This is a genomic window from Micrococcus sp. TA1, from assembly GCF_014199555.1.
Lineage (GTDB): Bacteria > Actinomycetota > Actinomycetes > Actinomycetales > Micrococcaceae > Citricoccus.
The window spans coordinates 105,680-123,173 of the sequence record NZ_JACHNW010000002.1 but is presented as its reverse complement, the minus strand read 5'-3'; the positions used below and the strand labels follow the sequence as shown (position 1 = coordinate 123,173).

Here is a 17,494-nt window from a genome sequence, read left to right as displayed (position 1 = left end):
GAAGGAGACCCGCGTGGGAAGGTCCGCCTCGCTGATCCTGGCGCTGGCCGGAGGATGGGCGATCGCAATCCAAGCCCGGGTGACGGGCGCCCTGAAGCTCGAGCTGGGTGACGCGGCGCTGGCCGCGGCCGTGACCTTCGGGTCCGGCCTGGCCCTGATGATCGGGGTCAACGTGGCCACCCGGGCCAATCGTCAAGGGGTCGCCCGCATGGTGTCCGGAGGCCTCAAGGGTCGGTACCCAGCGGTGTTCATGTTTAGCGGCTTGTTGGGTGCCTATGCGGTGTTTGGCCAGGGCGCCTCGGTAGACCTCATCGGGGTCGCCGTCTTCTCCCTGGTGTTCATCGGCGGGCAGATGGTCGCCTCAGCGGTCCTAGATTCAGCGGGCTGGGTCCCGGCAGGCCGGACGCGGCTCGGAGCGGCCCGGTTGCTGGGCATACTCGTTGCCTGTGCAGGAGTCCTTCTCGCGCTGTCGGTCCGCTTTGACGCCGGCGGCCGCGTCGACGGCGGTTCCGGGTGGGTGTCGGACGATGCCGGGACGACCGGCCTGTTGGGCCTGATCGTGCCGTTGCTGATCGTGTTCACCGGCGGACTGGTCCAGCCGGCTCAGATGGCCATGAACGGCGTAGTGAGTGCCGCCGTGGGACGTCCGGAACCGCTGGTGCTCTTTAACTACCTGACCGGCACCCTGGCGCTGGTGATCGTGGCCTGGCCGGCCATAGCGGCCGGGGGTCTGGTCCGGCTGCCACTGGGCCCGGGGGATTGGTGGTACTACACGGGAGGGCTGCTGGGGTCGCTGGTCGTGATCGGCGGGGCGCTGCTGACCCAGACCATCGGGTCACTGCTCTACACGCTCGGCCTGGTGGCCGGACAGGTCAGCGGAGCGCTGGTGATGGACAGCCTGTGGCCCACCCCGGGAGTGCTCGTCGGCTGGCAGACCGTGACTGGCGGGGCGCTGACGATCATGGCTCTCGTCCTCGCCTCCGCCGGAAACCTCCGGATAATCCTGCTCGGCCGGGGCGGGAGAGGTGCTGCGGTGAAGAACGCGCACGGTGGTATTGCCGAGGAGGGCGATCTCCGCGTCCGGTGAATACGCCGTCCATCGGGTATCCCGCATCCTGCGCCGTTCAAGAGTGTTCACTGGCCGAACCGGATGTGGATGAGACCACAGCCGCCGACCTGAGCGCGTAGGAACTACGCGGCGCCGGCGCCTCCCTCAAGCCCGACGGCACACCGCTACGTGCATGTGCGGCCGTGCCGGCTCCCGAGCCCTCCGGGATCGCTGCTGCCGTGCTGGGACCCACCGGACGTGTCCGTCGGTGCCCATTGAATGGGAAGTGCCCTGCTGGGCGTGCGCGCGACCGACCATCATGGCGGTGACCCACTTCACCCTCGGGCCCTCAAGAACCCGGGAGCCTCGAAAGGACGTTTCTCATGGCCCTCTACGCCGTTACCTACGCCTATGTTCCTGAGACCGAACCGATGACGCGGGCCCGTTCCGCCCATGTGGACTTCCTGGCCAGCCTGCACGAGCAGGGTCGGCTGCTGGCCTCGGGTCGCCTCACGGAGTGCGACCCGCTGGGTGCCCTGCTGGTCATCACCGGTGACTCGGTGGCGGACGTGGAAGCGCTGATGGACGGGGATCCCTTCCAGGTCGGGGGTTTCATTGCCGAGCGTCTGGTTCGCCAGTGGAACCTCGCCTTCGGCGTGGTTGGTGCCGCGGGCACCGAGGGCCACCCGGCCCAGGCCGCCTGACCCGTCCCCTCCCGAAAATCAGGAAGACCATCACCATGCAGCAAGCCGTCACCACCTCCCGCCGCGTCATCGAGTACCGGGACGTTGCCGATCCAACACCGGCACCGGGCACCGCGGTCATCGCCATGCACGCCGTCACGCTCTGTGGCACCGACCTGCACATCTGGGACGATGACTACGCCACCGAGTTGCCCATTATCCAGGGCCACGAGGCAGCCGGCACCATCCAGGCGCTGGACCCCGCGGACAAGGGCGGCGTGTGGCGAGTCGGGGACCGGGTGGCCATCAGCCCGATGTCCTACTGCGGTACCTGCTATGCCTGTTCCGTTGGACGGGTCAACGCTTGTCGCCATATGAGCGTGTATGGCTGCTATGAGGACGGATCGCTTGTCACCGCGCAGGCCGTGCCGCTCGAGAAGCTGTACCGCGTCCCGGACCGTGTCGACCTGGGCCTGGCCCCGTTGTCCGAGCCGATCTCCATCGCGATGCAAGCCGTGCAGCGCGGTCGGGCGCAGGCCGGAGAGAAGGTCCTCGTCTCGGGAGCCGGCCCCATCGGCCTGCTCGCCACGGTCTACCTCAAGGACCTGGGCTGTGACGTCACCGTGGCGGACGTCAATCCAACCCGGTTGGCCCTGGCGCTGGGCATGGGGGCGGATCGCGCCCTGGAGGTGAGCCCCGGGAATTTCCCGACGGCGGCCCAGCAGGCCGGGCTGGCCACGCTCACGAACGGCAACGGCCCCTCCTTGGTCATCGACGCCACCGGCGCTCCGGCCTCGGTAGCCACCGGAGTGGACCTGGTCGCTACCGCCGGTCGGGTGGTGTGCGTGGGGATCTCCGACGCGGAGTTGCGCCTGACCTTGCGGACCGTGCCGGTCAAGGAGCTCGACCTCCTGGGCTCGCGCAACTCTCAGAACCTCATCGGCCAAGCCCTGGATCTGCTGGACCGATACCAGCAGGTCATCGCCCCGATGATCACCCACCGCTTCGGCTTCCATGAGCTCGACCGGGCCTTCGCCGCACTTGCCGACCCGGACGCCGGGGTCGGCAAGGCCGCCATCGACTTCCCCGACGCCCCAGACGACAGGTCAGGCGCCGCCGTCGCCGCCGGTGCCACCGGATCAGCTGCCTCCGCAGGCGCTCTCGCAGCCTCCACCCACCACAACGAAGGAGCAGTAGCATGACGGATCCCCGGACCCGCACCCTCCTGACTCCAGCACATCACCTGGCGGACCGTTATGACGTGGTGGTCATCGGCTCCGGTTGCGCCGGGATCACGGCCGCCCTCGTGGCCGCCCACGCCGGGCAGTCGGTACTGATAGTGGAGAAGGACAAACAGCTCGGAGGCACCACCGCCGCCGGCGGCGGCGTGATGTGGGCGCCGAACAACCACCTCATGCCCAGCCGAGGCTTCACCGACACGGCCCGGGACGCAGCGGCCTACCTCCGGGCCGCCACCCGCGGACGCCTCAGCGACCACGAGATCGCCTGGTACCTGAAGACCTCCGCCGCGGCGATCCGCTTCCTCGACGACTACACCCGTGTGGAGTACGCCCCGCTGGCCCGCCCGGATTATCACATGGAATGGCCCGGGGCCACTCCGGGCGGTCGTGGACTGGACCACCAGGAATTCGACCCCTCCATAGTCCCCGGCCTGGCCCAGGCCCTGCGCCCGCCGACCTATCTGCCGCGGATCACCATGGACGAACGCGACCGGCTGCACGGCGGCGCCCCGGACCCGGCGCTGCTCGCGGCCCGCGCCCAGCGCGGGATCCGCACCATGGGCGGGGCGCTGGCCGGTGCACTGATCGCCTCGGCCTGGGAGGCCGGCGTCGTGATCTCCGCGCCCTCCCCGGCCACGGGACTGGAACGGATCGTTCACGGCGGAGCCGGCTCCCTGGCAGAGGACGGTGCCGATCTGCCGCCCCAGGGCGACCGCTGGATGCTGACCGTGGGCGATGAGGTGACGGTGCGCACCCGATCCCTCGTCATCGCCTCGGGCGGCTTCGAATGGTCCCCGCAACTGACCGGCACGCTACTGCGCTTTCCGATCGTGCCCATCTCGGCGCCGTCCAACGAGGGCGACGGACTCAGGCTGGGCTTGGCCGCTGGGGCATCGATCGCCGAGACCCAGGACATCTGGGGTGTACCGGTGCTCACCGCCCACGGCGCCGAGTACGGCGGCCGGCCCAGCGGCAGGATGGGCAACGTCGAGGCCACGCTGCCCGGCAGCGTCGTGGTCAACCGAGCCGGCCGGCGGTTCGTCAATGAGGCCCTGAACTACCACGACTTCTCGCGGGTGTTCGGGAACGTCGATCCGGTTTCGGGCGACTTCGCCAACATCCCGGCGTATCTGGTGGTGGACTCCCGGTACGCCGCGAAGTACCCGGTGGCCGGACACCCGGTGTTCTCCAGCCCTGCCGACGCCCCCGCCTGGATGGTGCAGGCCGACACCGTCACGGGGCTGGCGGACCGGATCGGCGTGGACCCAAACGGCCTGGTCGACACCCTCCGGCGGTTCAACGAGCATGCCCGCACCGGTGAGGATCCCGACTTCGGTCGCGGGGCCACCGACCAGGACCGTCACCTCGGCGACCCGGCGAACACCCCCAACCCGTGCCTGGCCCCGGTAGAGACCGCCCCGTTCTACGCGGTGCAGTTGCATCCGGGGGCCCTTGGGACGGCCGGTGGATTGCGCACGGACCTGGATGGTCAGGTTCTGGACTGGCGGGATGAGCCGCTCGGAGGACTCTACGCAGCGGGGAACTGCTCAGCCACCGTATTCAGGGATGCGTATCCTGGCGGCGGGGCCACGATCGGCTCGGCCATTACCCGCGCCTTTGCGGTGGGCACTCACATCGTCAGCGGGACTGGTCCAGTCCAGCCCCCGGCCGCGGACACCATCCCCGCGGGCCGCGACTTGGCGTCTGCCGGTTGAGCAGACCGGGCGGGCGCCGGTGAATGTCGCTGGGTCGATCGGACTATGGTGGGATCATGGCGAACTCGCGTTCCGGGGAGTCCGTGGTCGAGCGGCTGGTGAGGATCCTGAACGCCTTCGACATGGATCATGCGGAACTGACGGCCACCGAGGTGGCTGCCCGAGCGGACTTGTCCCTTTCCACCGCCCACCGGTTGGCGGGGGACATGACCACCCATGGACTGCTACGGCGCACACCGCAGGGGAAGTTCCGCATCGGACTGGTGCTATGGGAGCTGGCCCAGCGCAGCTCGTCTTACCAGGAGTTCGGTCAGCAGGCGCTGCCTTTCATGGAGGCCGTGCACGTCACCCAGCGCCAGAACACCAGCCTGGCCATCTTGGACCCCGAGGACCGCACCATCATCTACCTGGAGCGGCTCATCAGCCAGGACGTACCGACAGACCTGACCAAGGTCGCCGGTCGGCTGCCCGTTCTCTCGACCGCTCCTGGCCTGGCCATCCTGGCGTTTTCCCCGCGCCACATGCAGGAACGGTTCCTCAGCGAACCCTGGGATCCGGTCACCCGTAATTCGGGGCTCACCGAGGAAGGCTTGCGCCGTCGGCTTGCCCAGGCGCGGATGGACGGTTACGTGCATATGCGAGGGGTCCTGGTCCCAGGCTCCTCCGGGACTGCTGCACCCGTGCTCGGCCCCGGAGGCCGGGTCCTCGGAGCCATCTCGATCGTCTCGGCCGTGGACCAGATCGACCTCAAGGTGCAGGTGCCCGTGCTGCTGGCCGCCGCGCGGGGGCTGTCCCGGCAGATGGGATCACAGGGCAAGTTTGCGGAGCCAGACGCCTTCTGAGCCAACCGATCCGGACGCCATGAGAATGGCCCGAGGACTGGTGGGCAACCGAGCTGAGCTGACGCCAGAGCACATCGCGCGGATTTCATTCAATGGGATTCGGGGCGCGAGACGTGCACCGCGTGGCTCACGATGATTCGTAACGCTCATCACACTGAGGCCGAAAGTTCCGGACTGGCAGTGAACCACGGGCATCTGGAATCCCTAGACATCCAAGGAGACGGCCATGGCTGATCCCACCCTCCCGGCGACCGGAGACGTGGCCGGCACTCACGCGCTGGACGCGCGCAAGGCTACGCCACAGGCGCGTAAGGCCGCCCTGGCCTCGTGGCTCGGTTCCACCTTGGAGTACTACGACTTCTTCATCTACGGAACGGCCGCGGCGCTGATCTTCAACCGCCTGTTCTTCCCCGAGGGTGACCCCGTGGTCGCGACGGTGGCCGCGATGGCGACGTTCGGCGCCGGTTACCTGGCCCGGCCGATCGGTGGGCTGGTCATGGGGCACGTCGGGGACCGGATCGGGCGTCGCACCGCGTTGATGATCACGTTGGTCATCATGGGTGTGGCCTCGACGGCCATCGGCCTGCTACCGACTTACGACGCGGTGGGAGTCTGGGCCACTGCTTTGCTGCTGCTGTGCCGCCTGGCCCAGGGTTTCTCCGCTGGGGCCGAGGCCGCCGGCGCCGCCACGATGACGCTGGAGCATGCACCCCAACGCCGTCGGGCCGAGTTCTCCAGCTCCGTGATGATGGGCTACGCCTCCGGCATGGTGCTATCCAACCTGGTCTTCATCCCCATCGCCCTGCTGCCCGATGACCAGTTCACCAGCTGGGGGTGGCGGGTGCCCTTCCTGGTCTCCGTGGTCGTTCTGGTCGTCGCCTACTGGGTGCGCACCAAGCTCGAGGAGACGCCCGTCTTCGAGGAGCAGGTCGAGGGCATGGTAACCAGCGGCGAGCCCGGTGCCCATCGTGAATACCTCGCCGAGGCGGCCATCGACCGCACAAGCACCGACGTGCCCGCCCTGCTGGTCCTGAGGACGCAGTGGCAGGACGTCGTGCGCATCGTGTTCATCACGCTCTTCTCGGTCATCCAGACGATCGTGACCGTGTATGGACTGCAGTATGCCGTCAACGTCCATGGCATTGACCGAACTGCGATGCTCACTATCAACGTCATCACTGTTGGCCTGTCCATGGTCAGCATCCCGCTGGCCGCCCGGATGGCGGACCGGATCGGTCGCAAGGCCACCCTGTTCATCGGCGCCGTCGGCTGCGTGGCTTCCATCTGGGGCTTCTTCTGGGCCATCGGTGAGCAGGACCTGATTTTGATCTTCGTGTTCGCCTTTATTAACCAGTCCATTTTCTACTCCTGCTGGAACGGCGTCTGGCCGGCGTTCTTCCCCGAGATGTTCGCCGCCCCGGTGCGCTACACCGGAATGGCCATGGGCAATCAGATCGGCCTGATCCTCACTGGTTTCGCCCCCACCATCGCCGCCGTCCTCGCCCAGCCGGGAGCCCTGGGCTGGATCCCGGTCGCCGTGTTCGTCACCCTAGCCGTGGGAATCTCCTGCCTCGCGATTGCCACCGCCCGGGAGACGTATAAAGTGCCCACCGCCGAGCTCGGCCCGGCCCGGGCCCGGAGCGCGTTCCAGGAGCACCCCGAACTGCTCGGTAAGCAGTAGAGCCGGCGCCACCCCGCCGAATGCAGTGCCCGCGGCTGCCACCGTGCCGATTTTCCCGGCACGGTGGCGTCCCACGTCCACCATCACAAGCACGAGGAGCATGATCAATGACGACGACCACCGCCCCCGAGGCCACCCATCCCGTCCCGGGGGCCACCGGGCTTTTGCGCGTAGGCATCGCCGGCGGCGGCGCGATTTTTCGCAACCACCTGGAGGCCTACCGGGCGCTGCATGACGTGGAGGTGGTGGCCTTATGTGACATCGATGCCGAGCGTGCGCAGCAGCTGGCCATCGCGAACGAGATCGACCACGCGTTCGGCTCGGTGACGGACATGCTGGCCTGGCGGGGCGTGGACGGGCGAGGGCTCGATGTTGTGTCCGTCTGCACCCCGCATCCCACCCACGAGGCTGTGGTCGCCGAGGCTGCCGCTGCCGGCGTGCACGTGTTGTGCGAGAAGCCGATCGCGATCGACCTCGCCGCCGCCGAGCGCATGGTGACCACCTGCCGGGAGGCCGGCGTGACCTTCGGCGTGCTGTTCCAGCGCCGTTTCTGGCCCGCCGCCCAACGGATCCGTGCGGCAATCGACGACGGCACGATCGGCACCCCGATCCTGGGCCACTGCTCGGTCATGCTGCACCGCGAATCCGAGTACTACTCCGCCACCCCCTGGCGCGGCACCTGGGCCAGCGACGGTGGCGGGGTGCTGATGACCCAGGGCATCCACTACATCGACCTGCTGCAGTGGTTCATGGGAGACGTGGTGGAGGTCCACGGCCACACTGCGACATACGTCCACGGCGAGCACATCGAGGTGGAGGACTCCGCGGTGGCCACCCTGCGGTTCGCGTCCGGGGCGATCGCCACCCTGCAGGCATCCACCGCGGTGACCCCCTCCCTTGGAGTGCAGATCAGGGTCACGGGCTCCAGCGGTGCCACGGCCCAGCTGACGGAGTTCCCGGAGGGCACCGACGGCCGCGTGGACATCTGGGCCACCGGTGACAGCGTTGGCGCCTCGGAGACTTGGCCGTCGTCGCTGGCGCCCAACGCCGACCTGGCCACCATTAACGGAGCGCTGCTCCCCTGGCACCGGGTCCAGGTGGCCGACTTCGTGGACGCGGTGCGCACCGGCGCGGATCCCGCCGTCACCGGCGAGGAGGCCACCAAGTCGCTGCGCATCCTGCTGGCCGTCTATGAATCCTCCCGGACGGGGCGTCCGATCAGGTTCTGAGGCTACTGGGCAGCTCAGTAAGTGGCGCGCCCCCCGGAGGCGTCGTAGACCGCTCCGGTGGAGAAGGACACCTTCTCGGAACTGAGCCAGGCAATGAGCTCTGCGATCTCGACGGCGGTGCCGAACCGGTTCATAGGCGTCATCTCCTGAGAGCGAGCGAGGATTTCCGGTGCAGTCTCCGCGTTCATGGGCGTCTTCACCGCCGCCGGGGCGACGACGTTGACGAGTACTCCGGTAGTGGCGAGCTCCTTGCCCAATGATTTCGTCAGGGCGATCACCGCCGCTTTCGATGCCGAGTAGGCGGCCTGGCGCGGGTTGCCGTCCTTGGCGGCGATGCTGGAGAGGTTCACGATGCGGCCCCAGCCCCGTTCGGCCATCGATGGTACGAATGCTCGGCACATCAGGAACGTCCCGTCCACGTTGACGGCGAAGGTCCGGCGCCAGGCCGCGACGTCGGTGTCCACGACGTCCGCTCCGGGGCCCACGGTCCCGGCGCAATTGACCAAGACATCGACCGGGCCGCATTCCCGGGCGAGCTGCCTCACGGAGTCCTCGCTGCTAACGTCTACGCGGAAGTCGGCTCCCGGGGCCAGGTCGGCGGTGAGAACTACCAGTCCGTCCGCGCGGAGCCGCTCGGCCGTCGCGGCGCCGATGCCACTGGCACCGCCGGTAATCAGGGCCCGTCTCGGGGCTTGTTCAGGCATGGTCGTGGAACCCTCCAGAGTAGTGATGGATGGAGGCCGCAGGGGCCGACCGGGACGTACCCGGCCGGCCCCTGCTCCTCGGATGGGAACCCCTACCCCTCCTGCGGGTCGGGGAATTTCAGTAGATGCCCTTGGCCTGGAGATCGGCTAGTTCGCGCTTCTTCAGTCCAAGGAACGGCAGAGGAACCTTGTACGTCTCCGGGCCGGTGGCGAAGGCCACGGCCGAGAGCACCGCGAAACCGCAACACATCCAGGCAACGGGGCCCCAGTTGGCGGAATCGCCGCTGGTCATCCACTGGGCCAGGGCAGGGGCAAAACCGGAGACCAACAGGCCCAGCATGAGGCCGATCGCCATGCCGGAGTAGCGCACCCGGGCCGGGAACTGCTCCGGGAAGCTGGCCATGTATGAGCCGTTCGGGGCCGCGTAGAAGACGCCGAACAGGATGACCGCGGAGACGAAGACCATGGCGACGTTCCCGGTGCCGATCGCGTTGAAGAACACGAACATCATTACGCCTGCGCCGAGTGCGCCGCCGATGAAGACGGGTTTGCGGCCGATTCGGTCCGCGAGCCACCCGTAGAAGGGCTGGGTGAGGACGGCCGCGAAGTTACCCGCCGCGATGGCCAGCAGCATAGTAGTGCGCTCGATGCCGTTGTACTCCACCGCATAGGCCAGACCGAAGACATTGACCACGGTGTTCATCATGGCGAACGTGGCGGCGAACATCACGCGCACCACTGAAGTCCAGTGGTTGCGGAACAGTTCCACGATGGGGACCTTGACGACTTCGTCAGCATCCTTGACCTCCTCGAAGACCTCTGGCTCTTCCAGGGTGCGGCGGATGACGAAGGCGAGGACGGTCAGGACAATGGAGATCCAGAACGGGACGCGCCAGCCCCAAGACATCAACGCCTCATCGTCCATGGCTGCCACCGGGATGAACACGAGGGTGGCTAGCACGATGCCGAACATAATTCCGGACATGGTGAACGAGGCGAAGAAGCCGCGCCGGCCTTCCGGGGCGTGCTCCATGGACAGCGATGCGGCCCCGGGGGACTCGCCGCCGGCGGACAGGCCCTGCAGAAGGCGCAACAGCACCAGCAGGATCGGGGCGAGCATACCGACCTGTTCATAGGTGGGCAGGCAGCCGATCAGCAGGGTGGAGACGCCCATGGTCAGCAGGCACGCGATCAGGGTGTTGCGGCGGCCGAAGGTGTCCCCGAGGTGGCCCCAAAGCACAGCTCCGAGCGGGCGGGCCACGTAGGCGACTCCAAGGGTGGAGATGGACAGCAGCACCGAAGTCGCGTTGTCATCAGCGAAGAACACCGAACTGAAGACCAGCGCGGCGGCCGAACCGTAGATGAAGAAGTCGTAGTACTCCAAGGTGCTGCCCAAGAATCCCGACAGGGCCGCCCGACGCGCGTTTCGCGGGTCGGTGAGGGAACGGGTATGCGCGGCCACGGTCTCGGTACCCGCGAGGGAGGCATCGTCCGCAGAACGGCGGGCATCGCTGACTGAAGCGCTCAAGATGGCCCCTTTCTTATGTCTATGGACCACCACATCCGGTGATCGACCTCACATAAGCGTAGGGATGCAAACTGTATAAGTGTAGAACAAAATTCGGGATTGATTATGTACACGGTCAGCACAATCCTCATCACCGTGAGGTATGTGCCATAACCCTCTCAACGAGGTCCAGCACGGCGTGGAGAGCTGGTGTCCCCGGCCCAAGGGACCACGCCAAGCCGTGATCCAAGGTGACGGTTGGGTTCAGCAAGGAGCGGTACACGGCGCCGGGCGGCAGCATCGGCGCGATGGTCTCCGGCGCTAGCGTGATACCGACGCCGCCAGCCACGAGCTGCAACACGACGTAGGGATCAGACGTCTCCTGCACCACGCGTGGACGGAATCCGGCGTCAGAGCATTGCTGCATCAGCGTGGCCTCCAAGGCCGATCCGCCAGACGTTGACGTGGTGACGAAGGGTTCGTCGGCGAGGTCGGTGACGTCGATGGTGCCCGCCGCTGCCAGTCGGTGGTCAGCCGGCAGGACCGCGCCGAGGTGCTCTTGGTACAGCAACCGCGTGTTCATGGCGCTGGCTGCGATGGGCAAACCCACGCAGGCAAGGTCCAGGGCCCCGTGGCGCAGCTGGACTAGGGCATCATCCGTTAGGACCCGGCCAATGAGCTCGAGTTCGACACCGGGCAACTCTTGGTGGACTCCGCGCGTCAATGGCGGCAACAGGACGTGGTTCAACACTCCTGAATAACCGATACGGACCCGACCGACGACCACGTCGGCCGCCGCCGTGGTGGCCTTCCTGCCCGAAGACAGCCGTTCGAGGCTTTCCCGGGCGAAGGGAAGGAACGCTAATCCAGCGCTGGTCATGCACACGGATCGGGTGTTGCGGTCGAAAAGGTCCGAGCCGATCTCCCGCTCGAGCTTGCGGATCATCTGACTCAATGGCGAATGGGCCATATGCAGCCTGGAAGCGGCACGCCCGAAGTGAAGCTCTTCAGCCACGGCGATGAAGGCCTCCAGCCAGCGAGTGTCCACGTCCGTGATCCTATCGGGAGCCTGAACCTGCTATGGGATAAGTCCGATCCGACGGTCCGCGACGAAGCATCGCCCGCGTTGTCGCGAACGGACCAACCGAGATTCCTTACCTCGCTGGCAACTGGATCTGTAGATAGCGGTGGGGGCCACTGAATACCACGGTTCACGAGCGATAGCAGCGGAGAATCGATAACACCGGACAATGGTCGCGACGCTGACGACCAATCGGCTACGACAGTCCGCAACATCCTGCGATATTGCCCCGCGAAGACGGAGTCTGAACGCCGTCCTCCGTCTCACTGAGCTACCCATCCGAGCGCGTCTCAAAGCCATCAATCCCGCTCAACCGTCCCTGAGAGCTTGAGCTGTCCGGCCAGTGTGCGTCAGCGCCCGACCGTGTTGAAGGCGTCCACCCGCAAGGCTTGGGCTGTCGCGTCACCTGTTCCCCGCCACGAGGACACCAGCGTGCGAAGGTCAACGGCTACGAGGCTTCCGACGGAGAGCCGTTCACCGGGACGTCGTCGGGCTTACTGCAACATCACCGCTGGGGAGAAGATCAGGTTCCATGGCCACGCTGGACTTTCACTTTACATAGTCAGGCTTACAGGCCCGCTGTCGGGAATATCGCTCTGACCACGCAACGAAACCCAGAGCGCTTCACATACACCCGCCCGACAAGCACTGGTGGCAGCCGCCGGAGGGCGTTCAGACGTCGAGGAGCTCGGAGGGGATGTCCCGGGCGGTGTGCAGCACCCGGTGGACACGAACCGCATCGACGTCGTCGGTATAGAAGGCCAGGTAGGGGAACCGGCGCAGGGCCAGGGTGCGGATCTCGGGGATGTCCACCTCGGCCCCCAGCCGCATGGAGCCCAGTTGCGGATGCTCACCGATGAGGACCTTGGCGTCTTCCAGTGCATCGACAAAGGCCAAGGCTGCGGTGGCAGCGCCTTGGCCGAGGTAGTACTCAACGGCTGCGGTGATGTCCTCATCGGCCCGCCGCGTGGTGACGACCTGGCGCGCGCTCACGCCGGTCCAGAGAGTTGGATCCGTTCACGCATCCGTTGGAAGTACGCCTCATCCATCTCCGACCCCGGCCCGGACCCCATGCCCTCCACCAGCAAGGCACGCAATTGCGTGCGTGCCTGCTCGCGTCGAATCAAATCTCGGACGAACTCACTGCTGGTGCCGTAGCCACGTTCGCCCACCTGGGTTTCGACGAACTCCTTGAGCCCGTCGGGAAGGGATACGTTCATCGTTGCCATGAGACCAGCATAAACCGTTTGACAAACTTTGCCATTGATGCATAGCCAGAGGTGTTCCGGTTCCAAGGAACTGGAACACTTATGCCTGTTTCAAGATCGGACAGCCGAGGGTACTTCCTGTCTTATCGGCAACTGTTGCTGGCTCTTACGACTCGCGGTTGAATCTCCCGGTACTGGTTTCCGTGTTAAGTCGATATTCCTCATCAGGTCGACCGCCGTTATCGGGAACTGCGTTCTGGTTGTCTGCGGGCAGCTTCTCGAATGAACCCGGCCCCTCCGGGGCCATCTTGGCCAGACGATCGATGTCCTTGAGCTTGGCCAACCAGATTTCGCGTGCCAATCGGATCGTTGGTTTGGTTGCGAAGAAGATGGAACCGAACAAGAAACACCACGTGCCGGGGAGCATGGTCTGTTCGAAGAAGAACAGGATGCTGCCGATGATGAATAGGGACGCCGCGGCGAAGTCCACGATCGTATGGAGCACTTCGAACAGCGCGTAGCGGCGTGCTTGTTGAGGAGTGATCTCGCGATCGCGAGGGTCGAAGAGTCGCACAGTGCCTTCTTTCGCTGATCGATGCTGGGTGCTTCCCTATGGTCGGCGAGGCGCGCGCATCTGCCCGGAAGCACTGGAATCCTCGCCTCATCCTTGCGGAATCTATCTCAGGGCCGTTGATGCCAAGGACCGTGCTCGACGCCGCCATGATCGCTTTGATACCTCCACTAGCGGAGATGACACTTCTTCAGGATGGGAGAAGCGCGGCCCGCGCGGTCTTGCCGACGGAGTGGAGCCGCCGTGCTCGGCCCCTGCGTCGGCTGTCAGCTGGGGGAGTGCCGAAGCCAGTGTGCCGGCCCGGTAGTGCCGGCTCGGTACTCTTCCAGCGGTACGGTTCCGGCCTGCCACGCCGTGCGGATCTGGTCGATGATCCGCCAGGCGTGTTCGGAGCCCTCGGCGCGGATGGACAGCGTGGGGTCGCGATCCAGTAGACCGCGGAGGACCTCACCGTAGGGGTTGAGTCGGCCGGCGCCGAAGTCGGCGGTGAGCCGCCCGCGGTCCAGGGTGAACGGGTCACCGGGTCCGTTGACGTTGAGTTCCACTGTCAACTGGTCCGGGCCCAAGCTGAGGCGCAGCACGGTGGGTTCGGTGGCTCCGGTGAAGCCGGCCGGTTGGTGGGGCACCTCGCGGAAGGTAATGACGATCTCGTGCCGGTCCGCGTTTAGGGCTTTGCCCGAGCGCAGGGTGAACGGCACTCCGGCCCATCGCCAGGTGGCCGCCTCGAGGGTGACTTCGGCCAGGGTCTCGGTGCCGCGTGCCGGGTCCACGCCGGGTTCATCGGTGTAGGAGGGCAACTGTCGGCCGTTGATGGTGCCGGCGGTGTAGCGGGCGCGTCGGCTGGCGTGGGCAGGATCATCGCCGAAGGGCCGCACCGCGCGCAGCGCTTCGGCCTTGGTCGCGCGCAGCTGCTCGGGGTGCAGGGACTGTGGGGCGTCCATGGTGATCAGGGCCATGACCTGCAGCAGGTGGGATTGGATCATGTCGACCATGGCCCCGGCATGATCGTAGTACCCGGCTCGGTTCTCCAGGCCCAGTTCTTCGTCGTAGACGATCTCAACCCGAGCGACATGGTCGCGGTTGAGCAGCGGTTCGAACAGGTAGTTCGTGAAACGTAGGCCCAGGATGTTCAACACCGTGGATTTGCCCAGGAAGTGATCGACCCGGAAGACCTGTTCTTCGCTCACCAGGGAGGTCAGGTGTTGGTTGAGTTCGGCGGCACGGTGTTGGTTGACGCCGAAGGGCTTCTCCAGGGCCAGCATGGTGCCGTCCGGCAGCTCGATCTCGTGGAGGGCCTCGATGGCTCGGGTGGTTACGGCCGGGGGCAGGGCGAAGTACAGGGCCGGGATACCGTCCGCGGCGGTCAGGAGTGACTCCAGGTCGGTGGGGGAGGAGGCATCGGTGGCCTGGTAGTCGGTGTGGGCCAGGGTGTGGGCCACCGCCGGACCGGCGGCCCCGACGCTGGCGAAGGCCTCTCGGACGGTGTCGGGCCACGATGGGCTGGGGTCTGCGGTTAGATCGGCGCCGATCAGTGTCAGCCTGCGGTCGGGTTCTTCGGTGAGCAGCCGGCCCAGGCCCGGTAACAACAACCGTGCGGTGAGGTCGCCGGTGGCGCCGAGGATGATCAACGTCCCGATGGTGTCCATCCGTAGCACGCTACTCCCGCGGCGGCTGGATGTCCCGACACGGCGGCTGGTTCAATGGGGCCATGGCTCAGGACCTCGAGCGTGGCTCCACCCCTCTGGAGGACTACGCACTCCTGTCCGATCTGCGCACCGGGCCGCTGGTGTCCCGGGAGGGCAGCATCGACTGGCTGTGCTTCCCCCGCTTCGATTCTCCCTCAGTGTTCGCCGCCCTGCTGGGTACCGAGGAGGACGGGCGGTGGCGACTGTCCGCTGTTGGCGGGGAGGTGGTCTCCCGGCGGTACCTGCCCCGCACCTTCGTGCTGGAGACCACGTGGCGCAGTGCCACCGGGGTCGCGGTGGTCACCGATTTCATGCCGCCCAGTGACGGCCAGGCTGATCTGGTACGACAGGTGCAGTGTCTTTCCGGGACGGTTCAGATCGAGCATGACCTGCGGATCCGTTTCGACTACAACCGGGCCAAACCGTGGACCCGGCGGGTCGATCTCCACGGCACGGATCGGCAAGGACTGCTCTCGGTGGCGGGGCCCGACGCGCTGCTGCTGACCGGGCCCCTGTTGCACCCTCACGAAGACCAGGGCAGCGAACCGCAAGAAGGCATGGAGGACCGTCACGAGGCCTCCCCGCAGGGCCACCCGGATGACTACCAGGGCGCGGTGGCCGACCGGCTCACCGGGGCGTTCGATCTGCAGGCCGGTGACACCCGGGAGTGGGTGCTGTCTTGGCACGAATCCCACCGGTACCCACCGATCCCGGTGGACCCGGCCCAGGCGCGGGAACGCACGATCGCGTACTGGCGGGACTGGTCAGAACACGTGGAAGTCCACGACCGCCACGACGAGATGGTGCTGCGGTCCTTGATGGTGTTGCGCGCGTTGACCCATCGGGCCACCGGGGGCATCGTGGCCGCGGCCACCACCTCGCTGCCCGAGGACTTCGGCGGGGCCCGGAACTGGGACTACCGCTACACCTGGTTGCGGGACGCGGCCCTGACCATTGAGACGCTCATCGGCCACGACTTCACCGAGGGCGCCCTGCACTGGCGCGGTTGGCTGTTGCGGGCCGTGGCCGGAGACCCACAGGATTTGCAGATCATGTACGGGATCGCCGGAGAACGCCAGCTGCCCGAGACCGTCCTGGACCACCTGACCGGGTACGAACACTCCCGACCAGTGCGTGTGGGGAATGAGGCCGCCGACCAATACCAGGCCGACGTCGTGGGGGAGGTGATGATCGCCCTGGCCGCCCTGCGCGACGCCGGGGTACCCGAGGATGAGTACTCCTGGGGCCTGCAGAAGAACCTGCTGCACTTCTGCGCAGAGAACTACGATCGCCCCGGCCACGGAATCTGGGAGATGCGCGGAGCCCCGGGATTCTTCGTCCACGGCCGGGCCATGATGTGGGCCGCGTTCAACGAAGGAATCCGAGCCCTGGACGAACACGGCCTGGACGGGCCGGTGGACCGGTGGCGGGAGCTCCGGGAGAACCTGCGCGAGGAGATCCTGGAGCACGGGTTCAATGAGGACCTGAACTGCTTCACCCAGACCTACGCCACCACCGAGGTCGATGCCTCCCTGCTGCAACTGCCCCACACCGGCCTGGTGGCCTATGACGATCCGCGGATGCTCGGCACCGTGGCCCGCATCGAGCAGGACCTCGTGGACAACTCCGGGCTGGTGCGCCGATATCGCACTGAAGCCGGCCTCGACGGGCTGCCCGGAGACGAGTACCCCTTCCTGATCTGCTCGTTCTGGCTGGTCGAGCAGTACGCCCGCACCGGCCGGGTAAATGAGGCGAGCGAGCTGCTCGACCGGCTCACCGGCCACGCCACCGACCTCGGGCTCTACGCCGAAGAATACGACCCTGCCAGCGACCGCCTGGCCGGGAACTTCCCGCAGGCCTTCAGCCACCTCGGCTTCATCCGCGCCACCGACGCCCTCGAAGAAGCCACCGGCAAACACGACCTCGCTACACCGGACCGTCCAAGATCCCAGACCTGCGATAACCCCTGAGTCACCTTGAATGCTCGGGGAGGCACCCCGAACTTATCGAAGAGCACCGTTTGCCGCGACCCGAGACTTCTCTGCGGGAACGGAATGTTTGGCGAGGCGCTCAGTTGGCGCTCCGGCGCTGCCGTGCCGGACCCCCTGAGTCCTCGGATTGCCTCTCAGGCCTTGGATGGTTATCGCTACATGTTGTCCCATGTCTCGGTAGCCGACCCCTCTCCGGAGCGGTTTGTGCAGTATGCCCGGGCATACCTGGGTGGCGGTTCCGAAGCAGAGCCGGAGCCAAGCCCCTGTGCTCCTCCAGGTTGCTCCGTGCCCGTGCAGGTACTGGTGAA

General features: G+C 66.6%; 15 protein-coding genes. 8 read left to right on the top strand and 7 right to left on the bottom strand.

Annotated features, from left to right (window positions below; translation table 11 throughout):
• Nucleotides 1-13 precede the first annotated feature (13 nt).
• From GGQ69_RS11940 to GGQ69_RS11910, 7 genes are all read left to right on the top strand, one after another.
• The gene (locus GGQ69_RS11940) at nucleotides 14-1,087 is read left to right on the top strand and encodes a DMT family transporter (protein ID WP_183528833.1); all 1,074 of its coding nucleotides are present in this window, start codon (nucleotides 14-16) and stop codon (nucleotides 1,085-1,087) included.
• A gap of 344 nt (nucleotides 1,088-1,431) precedes the next feature.
• Nucleotides 1,432-1,752, top strand: coding sequence for a YciI family protein (locus GGQ69_RS11935; RefSeq protein ID WP_183528831.1), 321 nt, complete (start codon nucleotides 1,432-1,434; stop codon nucleotides 1,750-1,752).
• A gap of 35 nt (nucleotides 1,753-1,787) precedes the next feature.
• The gene (locus tag GGQ69_RS11930; protein WP_183528829.1) at nucleotides 1,788-2,933 is read left to right on the top strand and encodes an alcohol dehydrogenase catalytic domain-containing protein; all 1,146 of its coding nucleotides are present in this window, start codon (nucleotides 1,788-1,790) and stop codon (nucleotides 2,931-2,933) included.
• Complete coding sequence (locus GGQ69_RS11925; RefSeq protein WP_183528827.1) at nucleotides 2,930-4,687, top strand: FAD-dependent oxidoreductase; 1,758 nt, start codon at nucleotides 2,930-2,932, stop codon at nucleotides 4,685-4,687. The genes GGQ69_RS11930 and GGQ69_RS11925 overlap by 4 nt, the downstream gene beginning before the upstream one ends.
• Nucleotides 4,688-4,770: 83 nt before the next feature.
• On the top strand, nucleotides 4,771-5,529 hold the full coding sequence (locus GGQ69_RS11920; RefSeq protein ID WP_183528825.1) for an IclR family transcriptional regulator: 759 nt from the start codon (nucleotides 4,771-4,773) through the stop codon (nucleotides 5,527-5,529).
• A gap of 226 nt (nucleotides 5,530-5,755) precedes the next feature.
• Complete coding sequence (locus GGQ69_RS11915; protein ID WP_183528823.1) at nucleotides 5,756-7,210, top strand: MFS transporter; 1,455 nt, start codon at nucleotides 5,756-5,758, stop codon at nucleotides 7,208-7,210.
• A gap of 107 nt (nucleotides 7,211-7,317) precedes the next feature.
• Nucleotides 7,318-8,439, top strand: a complete 1,122-nt coding sequence (locus GGQ69_RS11910) for a Gfo/Idh/MocA family protein (RefSeq protein ID WP_183528821.1) — start codon at nucleotides 7,318-7,320, stop codon at nucleotides 8,437-8,439.
• Nucleotides 8,440-8,453: 14 nt separating this feature from the next.
• Here GGQ69_RS11910 and GGQ69_RS11905 read toward each other — a convergent pair whose 3' ends face one another.
• The 7 genes from GGQ69_RS11905 to GGQ69_RS11875 form a co-directional block, all read right to left on the bottom strand.
• Nucleotides 8,454-9,143 carry an SDR family NAD(P)-dependent oxidoreductase gene (locus GGQ69_RS11905; protein ID WP_183528819.1) on the bottom strand — a complete coding sequence of 230 codons (690 nt, stop codon included), beginning with the start codon at nucleotides 9,141-9,143 and terminating at the stop codon, nucleotides 8,454-8,456.
• Nucleotides 9,144-9,261: 118 nt separating this feature from the next.
• Nucleotides 9,262-10,539 carry an MFS transporter gene (locus tag GGQ69_RS11900; RefSeq protein WP_255459685.1) on the bottom strand — a complete coding sequence of 426 codons (1,278 nt, stop codon included), beginning with the start codon at nucleotides 10,537-10,539 and terminating at the stop codon, nucleotides 9,262-9,264.
• 262 nt (nucleotides 10,540-10,801) lie between these two features.
• Nucleotides 10,802-11,698, bottom strand: a complete 897-nt coding sequence (locus GGQ69_RS11895) for a LysR family transcriptional regulator (protein WP_183528817.1) — start codon at nucleotides 11,696-11,698, stop codon at nucleotides 10,802-10,804.
• A gap of 705 nt (nucleotides 11,699-12,403) precedes the next feature.
• Nucleotides 12,404-12,724: a type II toxin-antitoxin system RelE/ParE family toxin gene (locus GGQ69_RS11890; protein WP_183528815.1), complete on the bottom strand. Its 321-nt coding sequence runs from the start codon at nucleotides 12,722-12,724 to the stop codon at nucleotides 12,404-12,406.
• Entirely contained in the window at nucleotides 12,721-12,960 is a 240-nt protein-coding gene (locus GGQ69_RS11885; protein WP_183528813.1) for a type II toxin-antitoxin system ParD family antitoxin, read from the bottom strand. The genes GGQ69_RS11890 and GGQ69_RS11885 overlap by 4 nt, the downstream gene beginning before the upstream one ends.
• Before the next feature lie 145 nt (nucleotides 12,961-13,105).
• Nucleotides 13,106-13,513: a YrhK family protein gene (locus GGQ69_RS11880; protein ID WP_183528811.1), complete on the bottom strand. Its 408-nt coding sequence runs from the start codon at nucleotides 13,511-13,513 to the stop codon at nucleotides 13,106-13,108.
• A gap of 263 nt (nucleotides 13,514-13,776) precedes the next feature.
• Complete coding sequence (locus GGQ69_RS11875; RefSeq protein WP_183528809.1) at nucleotides 13,777-15,156, bottom strand: glucose-6-phosphate dehydrogenase; 1,380 nt, start codon at nucleotides 15,154-15,156, stop codon at nucleotides 13,777-13,779.
• Nucleotides 15,157-15,218: 62 nt separating this feature from the next.
• Between GGQ69_RS11875 and GGQ69_RS11870 the strand changes: the two genes are divergently transcribed.
• On the top strand, nucleotides 15,219-17,165 hold the full coding sequence (locus GGQ69_RS11870) for a glycoside hydrolase family 15 protein (protein ID WP_221243755.1): 1,947 nt from the start codon (nucleotides 15,219-15,221) through the stop codon (nucleotides 17,163-17,165).
• Nucleotides 17,166-17,494: the final 329 nt, after the last annotated feature.

Coding starts and splice junctions, on each gene's coding strand:
- GGQ69_RS11935 (WP_183528831.1), top strand. CDS start 1,432: ATGGCCCTCTACGCCGTTACCTACGCCTATGTTCCTGAGACCGAACCG.
- GGQ69_RS11930 (WP_183528829.1), top strand. CDS start 1,788: ATGCAGCAAGCCGTCACCACCTCCCGCCGCGTCATCGAGTACCGGGAC.
- GGQ69_RS11925 (WP_183528827.1), top strand. CDS start 2,930: ATGACGGATCCCCGGACCCGCACCCTCCTGACTCCAGCACATCACCTG.
- GGQ69_RS11915 (WP_183528823.1), top strand. CDS start 5,756: ATGGCTGATCCCACCCTCCCGGCGACCGGAGACGTGGCCGGCACTCAC.
- GGQ69_RS11910 (WP_183528821.1), top strand. CDS start 7,318: ATGACGACGACCACCGCCCCCGAGGCCACCCATCCCGTCCCGGGGGCC.
- GGQ69_RS11905 (WP_183528819.1), bottom strand. CDS start 9,143: ATGCCTGAACAAGCCCCGAGACGGGCCCTGATTACCGGCGGTGCCAGT.
- GGQ69_RS11885 (WP_183528813.1), bottom strand. CDS start 12,960: ATGGCAACGATGAACGTATCCCTTCCCGACGGGCTCAAGGAGTTCGTC.
- GGQ69_RS11875 (WP_183528809.1), bottom strand. CDS start 15,156: ATGGACACCATCGGGACGTTGATCATCCTCGGCGCCACCGGCGACCTC.
- GGQ69_RS11870 (WP_221243755.1), top strand. CDS start 15,219: ATGGCTCAGGACCTCGAGCGTGGCTCCACCCCTCTGGAGGACTACGCA.